The sequence below is a fragment of the Brevibacillus aydinogluensis genome (genome assembly GCF_961514395.1).
GTDB lineage: Bacteria > Bacillota > Bacilli > Brevibacillales > Brevibacillaceae > Brevibacillus > Brevibacillus aydinogluensis.
Genome location: NZ_OY569118.1, coordinates 2,605,611 through 2,620,032, shown reverse-complemented (window position 1 = coordinate 2,620,032; position 14,422 = coordinate 2,605,611). Strand labels below are relative to the sequence as shown.

General features: G+C 57.7%; 18 protein-coding genes. All 18 read left to right on the top strand.

Features of this window, described 5'->3' with window-relative positions; all coding sequences use genetic code 11:
• Positions 1 to 64 precede the first annotated feature (64 nt).
• The 18 genes from rpsU to ccpN all read left to right on the top strand — a co-directional run bounded on the left by rpsU (position 65) and on the right by ccpN (position 14,413).
• Entirely contained in the window at positions 65 to 238 is a 174-nt protein-coding gene (gene rpsU / locus Q7F15_RS12940) for a 30S ribosomal protein S21 (RefSeq protein ID WP_029097302.1), read from the top strand.
• Positions 239 to 255: 17 nt separating this feature from the next.
• Positions 256 to 702 carry a GatB/YqeY domain-containing protein gene (locus Q7F15_RS12935; protein ID WP_171565324.1) on the top strand — a complete coding sequence of 149 codons (447 nt, stop codon included), beginning with the start codon at positions 256 to 258 and terminating at the stop codon, positions 700 to 702.
• Positions 703 to 873: 171 nt separating this feature from the next.
• Positions 874 to 2,217: an NfeD family protein gene (locus tag Q7F15_RS12930; protein WP_171565323.1), complete on the top strand. Its 1,344-nt coding sequence runs from the start codon at positions 874 to 876 to the stop codon at positions 2,215 to 2,217.
• A gap of 7 nt (positions 2,218 to 2,224) precedes the next feature.
• Entirely contained in the window at positions 2,225 to 3,232 is a 1,008-nt protein-coding gene (gene floA, locus Q7F15_RS12925; protein WP_230076759.1) for a flotillin-like protein FloA, read from the top strand.
• A 13-nt stretch (positions 3,233 to 3,245) separates the two neighbouring features.
• Positions 3,246 to 3,758, top strand: a complete 513-nt coding sequence (locus tag Q7F15_RS12920; protein ID WP_171565321.1) for a hypothetical protein — start codon at positions 3,246 to 3,248, stop codon at positions 3,756 to 3,758.
• 166 nt (positions 3,759 to 3,924) lie between these two features.
• Positions 3,925 to 4,122 carry a sigma-70 family RNA polymerase sigma factor gene (locus tag Q7F15_RS12915; protein WP_171565320.1) on the top strand — a complete coding sequence of 66 codons (198 nt, stop codon included), beginning with the start codon at positions 3,925 to 3,927 and terminating at the stop codon, positions 4,120 to 4,122.
• Positions 4,123 to 4,287: 165 nt separating this feature from the next.
• A complete protein-coding gene (gene yqfC, locus Q7F15_RS12910) occupies positions 4,288 to 4,572 on the top strand; it encodes a sporulation protein YqfC (RefSeq protein WP_171565319.1) in 285 nt (94 codons plus the stop codon).
• 42 nt (positions 4,573 to 4,614) lie between these two features.
• Positions 4,615 to 5,829 carry a sporulation protein YqfD gene (gene yqfD, locus Q7F15_RS12905; protein WP_171565318.1) on the top strand — a complete coding sequence of 405 codons (1,215 nt, stop codon included), beginning with the start codon at positions 4,615 to 4,617 and terminating at the stop codon, positions 5,827 to 5,829.
• A 38-nt stretch (positions 5,830 to 5,867) separates the two neighbouring features.
• Positions 5,868 to 6,842 carry a PhoH family protein gene (locus tag Q7F15_RS12900; protein WP_171565317.1) on the top strand — a complete coding sequence of 325 codons (975 nt, stop codon included), beginning with the start codon at positions 5,868 to 5,870 and terminating at the stop codon, positions 6,840 to 6,842.
• 16 nt (positions 6,843 to 6,858) lie between these two features.
• A complete protein-coding gene (ybeY, locus tag Q7F15_RS12895; RefSeq protein ID WP_171565316.1) occupies positions 6,859 to 7,338 on the top strand; it encodes an rRNA maturation RNase YbeY in 480 nt (159 codons plus the stop codon).
• 10 nt (positions 7,339 to 7,348) lie between these two features.
• Entirely contained in the window at positions 7,349 to 7,732 is a 384-nt protein-coding gene (locus Q7F15_RS12890) for a diacylglycerol kinase (RefSeq protein WP_171565315.1), read from the top strand.
• A gap of 124 nt (positions 7,733 to 7,856) precedes the next feature.
• Positions 7,857 to 8,255, top strand: a complete 399-nt coding sequence (locus Q7F15_RS12885) for a cytidine deaminase (protein ID WP_171565314.1) — start codon at positions 7,857 to 7,859, stop codon at positions 8,253 to 8,255.
• Positions 8,248 to 9,162 carry a GTPase Era gene (gene era / locus Q7F15_RS12880; protein WP_171565313.1) on the top strand — a complete coding sequence of 305 codons (915 nt, stop codon included), beginning with the start codon at positions 8,248 to 8,250 and terminating at the stop codon, positions 9,160 to 9,162. Before Q7F15_RS12885 ends, era begins: the two co-directional genes overlap by 8 nt.
• Before the next feature lie 91 nt (positions 9,163 to 9,253).
• Positions 9,254 to 9,406 carry a YqzL family protein gene (locus Q7F15_RS12875; protein ID WP_171565312.1) on the top strand — a complete coding sequence of 51 codons (153 nt, stop codon included), beginning with the start codon at positions 9,254 to 9,256 and terminating at the stop codon, positions 9,404 to 9,406.
• Positions 9,397 to 10,149, top strand: a complete 753-nt coding sequence (gene recO, locus Q7F15_RS12870) for a DNA repair protein RecO (RefSeq protein ID WP_171565311.1) — start codon at positions 9,397 to 9,399, stop codon at positions 10,147 to 10,149. The genes Q7F15_RS12875 and recO overlap by 10 nt, the downstream gene beginning before the upstream one ends.
• A gap of 483 nt (positions 10,150 to 10,632) precedes the next feature.
• Positions 10,633 to 11,580: a glycine--tRNA ligase subunit alpha gene (gene glyQ, locus Q7F15_RS12865; protein WP_171565310.1), complete on the top strand. Its 948-nt coding sequence runs from the start codon at positions 10,633 to 10,635 to the stop codon at positions 11,578 to 11,580.
• Positions 11,573 to 13,645, top strand: coding sequence for a glycine--tRNA ligase subunit beta (glyS, locus tag Q7F15_RS12860; RefSeq protein ID WP_304414448.1), 2,073 nt, complete (start codon positions 11,573 to 11,575; stop codon positions 13,643 to 13,645). The genes glyQ and glyS overlap by 8 nt, the downstream gene beginning before the upstream one ends.
• 120 nt (positions 13,646 to 13,765) lie before the next feature.
• Positions 13,766 to 14,413, top strand: coding sequence for a transcriptional regulator CcpN (gene ccpN, locus Q7F15_RS12855; RefSeq protein WP_029097288.1), 648 nt, complete (start codon positions 13,766 to 13,768; stop codon positions 14,411 to 14,413).
• Positions 14,414 to 14,422: the final 9 nt, after the last annotated feature.

Here is a 14,422-nt window from a genome sequence, read left to right as displayed (position 1 = left end):
AATGTAGTGTGACAGTCTGTTGGTAACAGGCGTCCCACGGTTTTAGCGGAGGGAGGGAAGACAGATGGCAGAAGTTCGAGTCAAGAAAAACGAGTCTTTGGAACAGGCACTTCGTCGCTTCAAGCGTGAGAGCGCCAAAGCAGGGGTTATGGCGGAACTGAGAAAACGCCGCCACTTCGAAAAACCCAGCGTGCGCCGCAAGAAAAAATCCGAAGCAGCTCGCAAGCGCAAGTACTAATTGACGGAGGGCTCATCATGAGTGTAATGGAGCGACTCGATCAAGATATGAAGCAAGCGATGAAGGACAAAGCTGCGCTGAAACTCTCTGTTATTCGCATGGTGAAAGCTGCGTTAAAGAACGAAGAGATTAGTAAAGGTAGACTGTTGTCTGAAGACGAAGAGCTGACCATCTTGACTCGCGAGTTAAAACAGCGCCGTGAATCCCTCCAAGAATTCGAAAAGGCGGGTCGTGACGACCTCGCCGCCAAAACACGAGAGGAAATCGACGTGCTCTCCGCGTATCTGCCCGCTCAATTGAGCGAGGACGAACTGCGCGGCATTGTACGGGACGCGATTGCCGCCACCGGAGCCACCTCCAAAAAGGAGATGGGCAAGGTGATGGGGGCGATCATGCCGAAAGTAAAAGGAAGAGCCGACGGTGCTCTCGTGCAAAAGATTGTATCTGAGGAATTGCCATCGTAATGAGGATCAACCTCATCTAGATACGCACAAAAGACTCAGTCCCATGCGGCTGGGTCTTTCTTTATGGCACGAATAAGGCAATCAATAAAAAATTATGAAACGGGCGTGAATCTGACCCGTATACCTAAGTAGCCATTCGAGGAGGCTGTATAAGGAAAGGAGGTGGAGGTAATGAATGTGTCACGCATCGTTTCCCGTCCCGTTCGCTTGTTGCTGGCGCTGCTTTGCGTGGCGATAGGGCTCGCCGGTCTGCTGGCCGGAAGTCCGGCTGCTGCCAAACCGTATCAGAAAGCGGTCTGGATTCCCGTGGAGCACCAGATCGAGCAGGGGCTGGAAAGCTTTCTGAAGCGGGCGTTTGCCGAAGCAACGAGTAAGGGCGCGGATCTGATCGTGCTGCACATCAACACCCCCGGCGGAGAAATCAATGCGGCCGACTCCATCGGCCAACTGGTCAGACAATCGCCAATCCACGTGGTGGCCTACATCGACAATCAGGCGTTTTCGGCCGGCACCTATATCGCTCTGAACGCAAACGAAATTGTCATGACCCCAGGCAGCAGCATCGGGGCGGCGACGCCGATTGACCTGGCGGGCAACGCCGCCGACGTGAAGATCATCTCCGGGTGGGCTAACAAAATGGAGGCGGCAGCCAAGCTGAACAACCGCAATCCGGACGTGGCCCGGGCCATGGTGGAAATCGACCGGGAGTTTCCGGGGTTGAAACCGAAAGGCACCGTTCTTTCCCTGGATGCCGAGCGGGCCAAGCAGTTGGGCTACGCCGAACAGGTGGTGGCCAACAAGGCACAGCTTCTCGCGTATCTGGGCGTCAATGCGGATGAGCTGGAAACGATTGAACCGACAATCGGCGAGCGGGTGGCCCGTTTTGTCACCAGTCCGGTTGTCATGAGCCTTCTGTTGATCATTGGTCTGGTGGGCATCGTCGTCGAGCTGTTTGCCCCCGGATTTGGCGTGGGCGGCACGGTTGCGTTGTGCGCCTTTGGTCTGTACTTCTTCGGCCATTACGTGGCGGGATTCGCCAATTGGCTGCATATCTGCCTGTTTGTTCTGGGCATCCTGCTGATGATATTGGAAATCTTCGTTCCCGGCGGGATCGTCGGTGGGCTTGGCTTCATCAGCATTGTCGCCGGCTTGGTCATGGCTGCCTACGACACAAAACAGGGGCTTGCATCGCTGGGGATCGCTGTCCTGGTCACGGTGATCGTCGCCTTCGCGCTGATTAAAAAATACGGCATCAAAGGACTGATCAGCCGGTTTGTGCTGGGTGACGTGCAGCGCAATGAAGCGGGCTACGTGGCGCCGAAGGACCAGCGGCACCTGCTGGGCAAGGAGGGGATTGCCCTGACGCCGCTTCGACCGGCGGGCGTGGTCAAGATTGAGGGGCGGCGCATTGATGCCGTCAGCGGAGGCGGATTTATTGCCGCCGGCACCCCCATCACCGTAATACAGGTGGAAGGCAGCCGCGTTGTCGTGCAGGAACAAGAACAAAAGGAGTAGATGATTCATGTTGGATAGCGGATTGATTCCTATCATTTTTATGGTGGCAGTGGCGATCGTTGTCCTGTCGATCTTTTTCTCATTCGTCCCGGTAATGCTCTGGATTTCCGCGCTCGCCTCCGGTGTGCGCGTCGGCATCATCACGCTGGTGGCCATGCGGCTGCGCCGCGTGATTCCTTCGCGCATCGTCAACCCGCTGATCAAGGCGAGAAAAGCGGGGCTGGAGCTTGACACGAACCAGTTGGAAAGCCACTACCTGGCAGGCGGAAACGTAGACCGTGTCGTCGATGCCCTGGTAGCTGCACAGCGGGCTGACATTCCGCTCGGCTTCGAGCGGGCCGCCGCGATTGACCTGGCGGGCCGTGACGTGCTGGAAGCGGTGCAGATGAGCGTAAACCCGAAAGTGATTGAAACCCCCGTCGTCGCCGCCATGGCCAAGGACGGGATCGAGGTAAAGGCAAAGGCGAAGGTGACTGTTCGCGCCAACATCGACCGACTGGTGGGGGGCGCAGGCGAAGAAACGATTATCGCCCGTGTTGGCGAAGGGATCGTGACGACGATCGGTTCGTCCAACTCCCACAAAGACGTGCTGGAAAATCCGGACAGCATTTCGCAAACCGTGTTGAACAAAGGGTTGGACGCCGGTACAGCGTTTGAAATCCTCTCCATCGACATCGCTGATGTAGATGTGGGCAAAAACATCGGGGCACAGCTCCAAACCGATCAGGCGGAAGCAGACAAACGCATCGCTCAGGCAAAAGCAGAGGAGCGCCGCGCGATGGCGGTCGCCCAGGAACAGGAAATGAAGGCGCGCGTCGTAGAGATGAAGGCCAAGGTTGTGGAAGCCGAGGCGCAGGTGCCGCTCGCGCTCTCCGAAGCCCTGAGAAGCGGCAAATTGGGCGTAATGGATTACTACAACCTGCAAAACATCTCCGCCGATACGCAAATGCGCCAGGCATTCGGCGCCACCGGCAGCAAGCAAAAGTCCGACCTGCCTGACCAAGACCAAGAGTAAGAGGCGATAGCCAATGGACGATCTTATTGATCTGTTGATTGATCTGCTGATTGATCAGTTGGAATGGGTTTTACCGCTCCTTGGCAAGTTCTGGGTTCTGATCGCGGGGTTCTTCGGCTACTTGCTGTTTGGCAAAAAAGGCAAACAAGGGCGCAGCATGTCCCAGGGAAAACCGCAGCGTCCTCCGCTAACCCCGGTGGACAGCGGCGATTTCCCGCTCCCTGCAGATGTAGAGTTGCAGCCGGAGCGGCGCATGGTGGTGCGGCAGGAATCCAGGTCTGCCATGGAAGAACGCGCCGCCGAACCGGAATGGCTGGAAGAGGAGATGCATATGCCGCTGGCGAATGTGGAAGCGGCACCGGCCGCCCAAGTTGTTGGGTATGATGCTGCGCTCCAACCGTCCCCGGCAGAGCAAGCAACAGAAAAGCCAACCGAGCTCGATCCTCGGGAAGGGATGAAGTGGGCGATCATTTTCGGTCCGCCCCGGGCCAAAAGCAGGCCCCTTCCCTACCGCCGCAGCGTTTGACGCATGGGTGTAACAGACAGGCGAACATTCCCGTTCGCCTGTTGTTTTTTGACTGAACATTTTGTCGAAAGAAATCGAACATCTGGTCTTGTGCCTCAAGTCTTGGTTGACTATTCTTGATCTAGGCACGAACTATTAACAATAAGGGTGAGGGGTAGAGCGGCGAATGGATCGACAGGAACTGGAGAGGATGAGCAAGTTTCGCCAAAAGGTGATCCGGCTTGTCATCTATGAAAGGAAATCGATCTATGAAACGGCGATCGCCTGCGGATGTACGGCGGAAAAGGTAAAGCGCGTGATCAAGAAGTGGAAGGCCCTCAAACGGTACGGAACGCCTTTTCCCACCGACGAACAGAAGACGTGACGGGACGAGCCCCGACGCTTGCGGAAGCGAGTGTCGGGGCGATTTTCTCTGCATGATTTTCTCCCCTCACCGCATACGGTTATAGAAGAAGGACGCACCGGGCACCCGGACTGGCTTGGAGGGATGCATTCCGGCGCAGCAGCACCAGTAAAGGGGGGCTTGCTCATGAAACGATGGGGCCGCCGTCTGCGCCATCTGGCCGTTGGAGTGCTGGATTTGCCGCAAGATGTGGTGCTGGAAGTCCCGCGCATCACGATGATCGGCCATCTGCAAATGTATATCGAAAACCACCGCGGAGTTCTCCACTTTAGTGAAAAGGAGCTCCGCTTGCTGTTGACCAATGGACAGCTGCTCGTTACTGGAGAACAATTGGTGATCCGGGCGATCCTGCCGGAGGAAATCCTGTTGGAGGGGCGCATCGGCGGCGTCAAGTTTCTGGAGAAACCTTAGGAAACGTTCCGCGACAATACCTGGGAAAGTGGGGACGGGCACATGCGCAATGGATTGCAGGAATGGTTGGACGGCTATATCACGATCACCGTCCGGGGAAAGCGGTTTGAACGAATGTTGAACATGGCGGTACGGGAAGGTATCCGAATCTGGAACATCCGCAGAGTGGGGCAGGAGGTGGGCCGCTGCGACATCCTGATCCGCGATTACTTTCGCTTGCGGCCGTTTTTGCGGGAGACAGGCTGTCGCCCTCACGTGGAACGACGAGGCGGGCTGCCTTTCTGGCTGGTCCGGCTGCGCCGGCGGGCCGGTCTTGTCATCGGCGCCTCTTTATTTTTGGTCGGAATGTACATGCTCTCCTCGTTCGTCTGGCAGGTGGAGGTGCAGGGAGTCAGGCAAATGCGCCCCGAGGCGGTGACTAATGCGGCGGCACAGGTCGGGATTAAAGAAGGGGTCTGGAAGGCCAAACTAAAAGAATCACACGTGCTGCAGCGGGAACTGATGAGCCTGCTGCCGGAAGCGTCCAGGGTCATCGTTGACATACAAGGCACCAAGGCGATTATCCAGGTGGTAGAGAAAGAAGAGCCGGAGAAGCCGGCCCCGCCCAGTCCGCGCCACCTGGTTGCCAAGAAGCGGGCGGTCGTGCACACGATTCTGCCGGAAGCGGGCAAAAGCATGGTGTCTGTCAACCAGTTTGTGGAAAAAGGGCAGACGCTGATATCCGGCATTATCGGCAATGAGACCAGGCAAAAGGCAGTCGCCGCCCGCGGCACGGTAAAAGGGGAGGTGTGGTACGTCAGCAACGTCACGATGCCGCTCGCCCAGGTGCACTATCAGTTGACCGGTGAACGGCAGCAGACGCAGTATCTGCTCGTCGGCCCCTTCGCCGTGCAGATATGGCCGTTCAAACAGCAGCCGTTTGCGCAGGCCGAGTCGGTCGAGCAGCGCTTCCAACCCTCGTATGCGGGCTTTACAAGTCCGATCGGCTGGAAGACGGTCACGCAGGCGGAGGTGCAGCCAGTACGGCGGGAATTGAGCATGGAAGAAGCGCTGCAGGCTGCCAAGCAGGCGGCCCGCGAGGACGTGCTGCGGCAGGCGGGCAAAGATGCGGTAATTCAGGACGAAAAAGTTTTGCACGTGAAGAGAGAGAATGGTAAAGTTTATTTGAGTATTCATTTTTCCGTTATTGAGGACATTGCCGTCGAGCAGCCGATTCTGGGCCTGCCGCCGGCTCCCCAGGCAAACGGCAATTCGTAATGGATTGCTGACAACCGCTGCAAGGAGATGGAAGCCTGTTGCACGTACAAGAAGAGGTAAAAATTCCGTTTGTTGACGCATCGGAAGCGTTGTTGCTGTTCGGTCCCCACGATGCATATCTCAAATTGATCGAGGAAACGACCACAGCAAAAATCATGACACGCAGCGGCGAGCTGGTCATCAGCGGCGAAAAGGCCGAAGTGGATAAGCTCTCCCGCTTGTTTGCCGTCCTGCTCCAGCTGATTCGGCGGGACATCGCCCTGTCCGAGCGCGACGTCTCGTACGCGCTGCAATTGGTGGAACGGGGAGAAGCGGAACAATTGCTGGACGTCTACGACGAGGAAGTGGCTCGCACCCAAAAGGGCAAGCTGATTCGCGCCAAGACGCTGGGACAGCGCCACTACCTGTCCGCCATCAAGCGGCACGACATCGTGTTTGGCATCGGGCCGGCCGGTACCGGCAAAACGTACCTGGCTGTGGTAATGGCGGTCAACGCGTTGAAAAACGGACGAGTCAAGCGCATCGTGCTGACGCGCCCGGCCGTGGAGGCAGGAGAGAGCCTCGGCTTTTTGCCCGGCGACTTGCAGGAAAAAGTGGACCCCTATCTGCGTCCGCTCTACGACGCCTTGTACGACATGCTGGGCACGGAACAGGTGGCCAAGATGATGGAGCGCGGGCTGATTGAAGTGGCTCCGCTGGCATACATGCGCGGGCGAACGCTGGAAGACTGCTTTGTCATCCTGGACGAAGCGCAGAACACCACGCCTGAACAAATGAAAATGTTTCTCACCCGTCTGGGCTTCGGTTCCAAAATGGTGATTACCGGCGACGTGACCCAGATCGACCTGCCCAAAGGGAAAAAATCGGGTTTGCGGGAAGCAGAGCGCATTCTGGCCCCGATCCCCGAAGTGGCATTTATCCGCTTCCAGGAAGCGGACGTGGTGCGCCACAGCCTGGTGCAGAAGATCATCGAAGCGTACGCCAAAGACGAACACGAACACAGCTACCGGTAAAGGAGATTGGGTACCCGTGCTATCCGTAGAAATTCTTCACGACGAAATCCAACCGATTGACGAATCCCTGCAGGACCTGATCGTCCGCTGCCTGGAAGCGGCTGCTGAGCGGGAAGGCGTGGACGGCGAAGTGGTGGTGACGCTGGTGAACAACGAGCGCATCCATGAGCTGAACCGCCAATACCGTGGCGTTGACCGTCCCACCGACGTGCTGTCGTTTGCGATGAACGAGTCGGGAGAGGGAGAAATGGACATTTATTTGGACGAGGAAGCGTTGGACGCGCTCCCCAACATGCTGGGGGACATTGTCATTTCCGTTCCCAAGGCGGAGGAGCAGGCGGCAGAGTATGGACACTCGCTCGAACGGGAACTGGGTTTTCTCGCTGTTCACGGTTTTCTCCATCTGCTCGGGTACGACCACGGCACGGAGGAAGAGGAGAAAGAGATGTTTTCCCGTCAGGAGGCAGTGCTGCAGCAGATTGGTTTGACGAGGTAGGCGATAGCGTTTGAAAGAGTGGCGCCGTTTGGTCAGCAGCTTTTCCTATGCCCTGCAAGGCATAGTCCAAACCGTGAAGACACAGCGAAACATGCAAATCCACGTCGCATTTGCCGTGCTGGCGCTGGCGGCGGCGTGGTGGCTGCGCATTCCTCGCGGCGATGTTTTGCTGGTCTTTTTTTCTATCGCGCTGGTGTGGGCGCTCGAGTTGGTCAATACCGCCCTGGAGGCAGCAGTCGATTTGTCCTCCCCCGAGTGGCACGCGAAGGCCAAAACGGCCAAGGACGCTTGTGCCGGTGCCGTCCTGGTGGCGGCTGTCCTGTCCGTCGTAATCGGCGTCGCTGTTTTCGGCCCACCGCTCTGGGGGAAACTCACGGTATGGCTGGCCGTGTAACAGGAGGACTGGCCTGGTGCGGCTCTGCGGCACCGCCTGCAGGCCGGCGGGTGCCTCGCGTTTGCTTTACCCACTACATATGTATTGAAATGTATTGATTGGCGAGGGAACGGTGATGATGAACATGGATAAACAAGCCCTGCTGGAGCAAGCGAAAGAAGCGAGAAAGCTGGCGTATGTGCCGTATTCCAACTTTCCTGTGGGAGCGGCACTCTTGACCGACAGCGGCAAGGTGTATCTCGGCTGCAATATCGAGAACGCCTCCTTCCCGCTGTGCAACTGCGCGGAGCGGACCGCGCTGTTTAAGGCGTATTCCGAAGGGGATACCCGTTACAAGGCGATCGCCGTGGTGGCTGACACGCCGAATCCGGTCTCTCCCTGCGGCGCGTGCCGGCAGGTGATGGCGGAGCTGTGCCCGCCCGACATGCCGGTCATCCTTGCCAACATGAACGGTGACGTGACAGAAACAACAGTATCCGCCCTGCTTCCCGGGGCGTTTGCCAAGGAGGATTTACGTGGATAATCGCACGAAAAAAGGTTTCAAATCCGGGTTTGTCTCCATTGTGGGCAGGCCCAACGTGGGGAAATCCACGCTGTTAAACCACATCGTCGGCCAGAAGATTGCGATCATGTCCAACAAACCGCAGACGACGCGCAACAAGATTACCGCCGTCTACACGACAGAGCAGGGACAAGTCATCTTCCTGGACACGCCGGGGATTCACAAGCCCAAGTCCAAGCTGGGCGACTACATGGTCGCCGTCGCGGAAAACACGCTCAACGAAGTGGACCTGGTGCTGTTTGTCATCGACGCAACGGAAAAACGGGGGCCGGGTGACGATTACATCATTGAGCGGCTCAAGCAGGTAAAAACTCCCGTCTTTCTGGTGATCAACAAAATTGACAAGGTTCACCCGGAGGAACTGCTGCCGATCATCGACGAATACCGGAAGCTGTACGAGTTCAAACAGATCATCCCGATTTCCGCTCTGGAGGGGAACAACACCGGGCCGCTGATCCAGGCCATCTTTGACGAGATGGAAGAAGGGCCGATGTACTACCCGCCCGACCAGGTGACCGACCACCCCGAGCGCTTCATCGTGGCCGAATTGATCAGGGAAAAGGTGCTGCATCTGACCCGCGAAGAGGTGCCCCATTCGATCGCCGTGACGGTTGAAGAAATGAAGCGGGGCGAAAACGGAAAGACCCTGTACATCTACGCGGCCATTTACGTCGAGCGGGATTCGCAGAAAGGCATCCTGATCGGCGAGAGAGGGCAGATGCTCAAGGAAATCGGCCGCCGCGCCCGTCTGGACATCGAGCGGCTGATGGGGGACAAGGTGTTTCTGGAACTGTGGGTCAAGGTGAAAAAAGACTGGCGCAATCAGGAGCGAATGCTGCGCAATTTTGGTTTTTACGATGAAGAATAGCGGTGTCAATTTTTCCATGGCATAGAAAAACGGGCGCAGGTGAATCTAAGAAGGAAGTGGATTCAGCCGAAACAAGAAAGGATGATGCTTCATGCTTCGTGACTTTTCTTGGAAATATTTCGCTTCGACCGGTGACATCCATGCTTACCTTCTCTACAGAGAACACCTTCAAACGACTGCCGACGAGGAGGACACGTTTGAATTCGCCCAAAAGGAGCCGGGTGAAACACACGCATGCTTGTAAAGTGGGAAGGCATTGTCATCCGCAGCGTGGACTATGGCGAGTCCAGCAAAGTGGTGACGTTGTTTACGCGGGAGCACGGCAAAGTGGGCATCATGGCCCGCGGCGCGAAAAAGCCGAAAAGCCGCCTGGGGGCCGTCTCCCAACTGTTTACCCATGGATACTATCTGTGCAAGGCAGGGCCTGGAAGCGGCATGCCTGACCTGTCCCAGGGAGAGATCGTGGAGTCGTTTCGGGACTTGCGGCAAAACCTGGCTGCCACGGCTTATGCCGCGTACATAGCGGAGCTGTTGGACCGGTTGACGGATGAACGGGAAGCCAATCCTTTTTTGTTTCACATGGTATTGCTGCTGTTTCGATATCTGGATGAAGGCAGGGATGCGGAAATTCTCTGCCGGATCTTCGAGACAAAAATGCTGCGGGTGGCGGGCATTGCCCCGCACCTGTCGGGATGTGCCAGCTGCGGGGCGGAGCGGGAGCCATATGCGATCAGCGTGTCGCAGGGAGGACTCATCTGTCCCGTCTGCCTTCCGCAGGACCCGTATGCAATCGCCGTCACCCCGTCGGTCTGGAAGCTGCTTCGCCTGTTTCAGGTGTTTGATCTGGAGCGGCTGGGCGAGATTGAAGTGAAACCTGCGACGCGCAGCCAGCTCAAACACGTGCTGCGCAGCTTTTTGGACCAACATCTCGATTTGCGGCTGAAAAGTCGGGCGTTTCTGGATCAGATCGAAAACATCGGCTTGTAGCCGGCCGGAATGTCATGTGGATCTGCATTGACATCCGTTTTGCTTTTCGCTATGATAAGTACCAAATGTGATATCGACCGTTGCTGTGAAGGAAAGGAGTAGTCGACCGCTGGCTGATCGAGAAGGCGTCGCGTCTTCTCACGTAGCGAACCGGGGAGGGTGGAAGCCTGGTAGTCATGTCGATGAACGGCGTTCCGGAGCAAGGTGAACAGCAAAAGCGGACGATGAGGCCGGTATGCCGATTCGTCAAGTAGGGTGGAACCGCGGGATAACCTCTCGTCCCTACACTGTGGAAGACACGGTGTAGGCGGCGGGAGGTTTTTTGCTGAATCAGGGGGGAGCGGCTTTTTTTAAGCTGCGGCCTGATTCGGCAGACCAGCGTCCTTTCCAACAGGGGCCATGGCACACGGGCGCTTTCACGCCTGATCGTGCTGTGCAGGCTTCGCTTGGAGTTTTTGTTACCTTCAGGAGGTGGAACGAACCATGAAAAAGACCTTTCAAGACATCATCTTGACGCTGCAAAACTTTTGGGCAAAACAAAATTGCTTGATTGTGCAGCCGTACGACGTGGAAAAAGGGGCCGGCACGCTCAACCCGATGACGTTTCTCCGCGCGATCGGGCCGGAGCCGTGGAATGTGGCTTACGTGGAGCCGTCCCGCCGGCCTGCCGACGGCCGTTACGGGGAAAACCCCAACCGCTTGTACCAGCACCATCAGTTCCAAGTGATCATGAAACCGTCGCCGGACAACATTCAGGACATCTACCTGGACAGTCTGCGCGAACTGGGCATTGAACCGCTGGAACACGACATCCGCTTTGTCGAGGACAACTGGGAGCACCCGGGGCTTGGCGCCTGGGGCCTGGGCTGGGAAGTGTGGCTGGACGGCATGGAAATCACCCAGTTCACCTATTTCCAACAGGTGGGCGGACTGGAATGCAAGCCGGTGGCGGTGGAGATCACCTACGGCTTGGAGCGCCTCGCGTCCTACATCCAGGAAAAGGAAAATGTCTTCGAGCTGGAGTGGGTCAACGGCTACACCTATGGCGACGTCTTCCTGCAGCCGGAGTACGAGCATTCCAAATACACGTTTGAGCTGTCCGACGTGGACATGCTGTTCAATCTGTACAACACCTACGAGGCGGAAGCAAAGCGCCTGATGAAAGAGCGGCTGGTGTTTCCGGCCTATGACTACGTGCTAAAGTGCTCCCACACGTTCAACCTGCTGGATGCGCGGGGGGCGATCAGCGTGACGGAGAGGACCGGCTACATCGCCCGCGTCCGCAACCTGTCCCGCGAAGTGGCTCACACCTATCTGGCAGAGCGCGAACGGCTCGGCTTCCCCTTGCTGAAAAAAGGACAATCGAGCGAGGAGGCGGCTGCGCACAACAGCGCGTCCAGCCGTGAGGAAGGAGTGAACGCAGATGAGTAAGCGCGACTTGTTGCTGGAGATCGGTACGGAAGAAATGCCGGCCCGCTTCGTCGCCGGAGCGGCCGCGCAGTTGAAGGAAAAGGTGGAAAAATGGCTGGCGGCGGAACGCCTTCCCTACGACGCGGTCTTTTCCTACGAGACACCGCGCCGCTTTGCCGTTCTGGTGAGCGGAGTGGCGGAGAAACAGCCGGACCGCAACGACGAAGCGAAAGGACCGGCCCGCAAAATCGCCATGGACGAGTCCGGCAACTGGACCAAGGCGGCGCAGGGTTTTGCCCGCAGCAACGGCGTAGACGTCGATCAGCTCTACTTCAAGGACGTGAACGGCGTCGAGTACGTGTTTGCCCGCAAGTCGGAAGCCGGGAAAGCAACCAAGGAACTGCTGCCCGCACTGGCTGATGTGATCGCCGGCATGACGTTCCCGAAAAACATGCGCTGGGGCGCGTATGAGCTGAAGTACGTGCGCCCGATCCGCTGGCTGGTGGCCCTCTTCGGTGAAAACGTGATCGAGATGGAGATCGCCGGTGTTAAATCGGGACGCGTGACGCGCGGCCACCGCTTCCTCGGCAGTCAGGACGTGGCGCTGACCCATCCGGGCGAGTACGTAGCCAAGCTGTCGGAACAGCACGTCATCGTCGACCCGGACGAACGGCGCCGTTCCATCCTTGAGCAGATTCACCGATTGGAGCGGGAAAACGGCTGGCGCGTGCCGATGGATGAAGGCCTGCTGGACGAAGTGGTTCATCTGGTCGAGTATCCGACTGCGCTGTACGGCACGTTTGACGAAGCATTTCTCTCCATTCCGCGCGAGGTGCTGGTCACCTCGATGCGCGAGCACCAGCGCTACTTCCCGGTAGAGGATGGGGCTGGCAACCTGCTCAACCACTTTATCACAGTCCGCAACGGCGACAGCCGCGCGCTGGACAACGTGGCCAAAGGAAACGAAAAAGTGCTGCGCGCTCGCCTGTCCGACGCCCGCTTCTTCTATGAGGAGGATCAAAAGCTGTCGATCGACAGCTGCCTGAAGCGGCTGGAGACGATCGTCTTCCACGAAGAACTGGGGACGATCGGCGACAAGGTGCGCCGGATTCGCGATCTGGCAGGCCGTATCGCCGGTCAGCTGGAGCTGGGCAATGCGGAGGCCGCCCGCGTGGACCGCATCGCGGAGATTGCCAAGTTTGACCTGGTGACCAACATGGTGGGCGAATTTCCCGAACTGCAGGGCATCATGGGCGAGGATTACGCCCGCAAGGCAGGTGAAAGCGACGAGGTGGCGCGAGGTGTCTTCGAACACTACCTGCCCCGTTTTGCCGGCGACCAACTGCCGCAGTCTGCCGAAGGTGCAGCTGTCAGCATCGCGGACAAGCTGGACACGATCGTCGGCTGCTTCTCCATCGGCATCGTCCCCACCGGCTCGCAGGACCCGTACGGACTGCGCCGGATGGCGGCGGGAATCGTGGCAATCCTGCTCGATCGCGGCTGGAATATGCCGCTGGACCGCTTGTGGGATGCCGCATTGGACATCTATGCCGCTCAGGGCGTAACCAAGCGCGGCCGGGATGAGGTGAAGAAAGACCTGGCTGATTTCTTCGCGCTGCGACTGAAAAATGCGCTGCAGGAAGACCAGATTCGTTACGATGTAATCGACGCCGTGCTGTCGGCGGACATCGCGCTGGTGCCGGACGTGCTGGCCAAAGCGAAAGCGCTGATGGCAGCGGTACAATCGGACGACTTCAAGCTGACCGTGGAACAGTTCAACCGGGCCGGCAATCTGGCACAAAAAGCGGAGGGGGACGCGATCGACGAAGCCGTCTTCACCGAGGACGCAGAACGCACCCTGTACAAGGCGTATCTGTCCGTGCGTGAGCAGGTGACGGGCCTCGACGATCAGGCTCAGGTGCTGGCGACACTGTCCCAGCTGCGCGAGCCCATCCAATCGTTCTTCGACGCCGTCATGGTCATGGCTGACGATCAAGCCGTCCGCCGCAACCGACTGGCGCTCCTGCTCAACATCTCCCGCCTGATTGGCGCATATGCCGATTTTTCCAAACTGGTTTTTGCCTGATGACTGGCTGCACACGCCTCCGCCTGCCCGGCGGGGGCGAGCTTTTTTCCCGCGGAAAGAAGGAAAATCTGTGCGAATAGAGTAATACTAGGGATAGGTACCAGACATGAACCGGGGGGATTGGTCATCGAGCTTACCAAACGCCAAGAGCAGATCTTACAGATCGTTAAGGATGAAGGACCGATTACCGGCGAACAGATCGCAGAGCGGCTCAACCTGACCAGGGCCACGCTGCGTCCCGACCTGTCAATCCTTACGATGTCCGGTTATTTAGAAGCCAGACCTCGTGTCGGTTATTTTTATGCAGGCAGACCTGCCGGCTCGGTCATAAGTGAACGGCTTCACAAGCTTCTCGTCAATGACTACAAGGCGATGCCCATCGTTGTTTCCGAATCGGCTTCCGCCTACGACGCGATCGTCACACTGTTTCTGGAAGACGTAGGCACGCTGTTCGTCGTCAACCAGAAAGGCTATCTGGCTGGTGTTCTCTCCCGCAAGGACCTGCTGCGCGCTTCGCTCGGCAACAAATCGCTGGAAGACGTGCCGGTCGGGATCATCATGACCCGCATGCCGAACATTGTTACCTGTCAGCCGGAGGACACCCTGTATTCGGCCGCCAAAAAGTTGATCGACTTTCAGATCGACTCGCTGCCCGTTGTCCGTCCCGCCGAGGGAGAGGACAGCCGAAATTACGAGCTGGTGGGCAGGGTGACGAAGACGACGATCGCCAAGGCGTTTGTGGAATTGGGCAGCGAATCGAAAGTCTAGGAGGAGAAG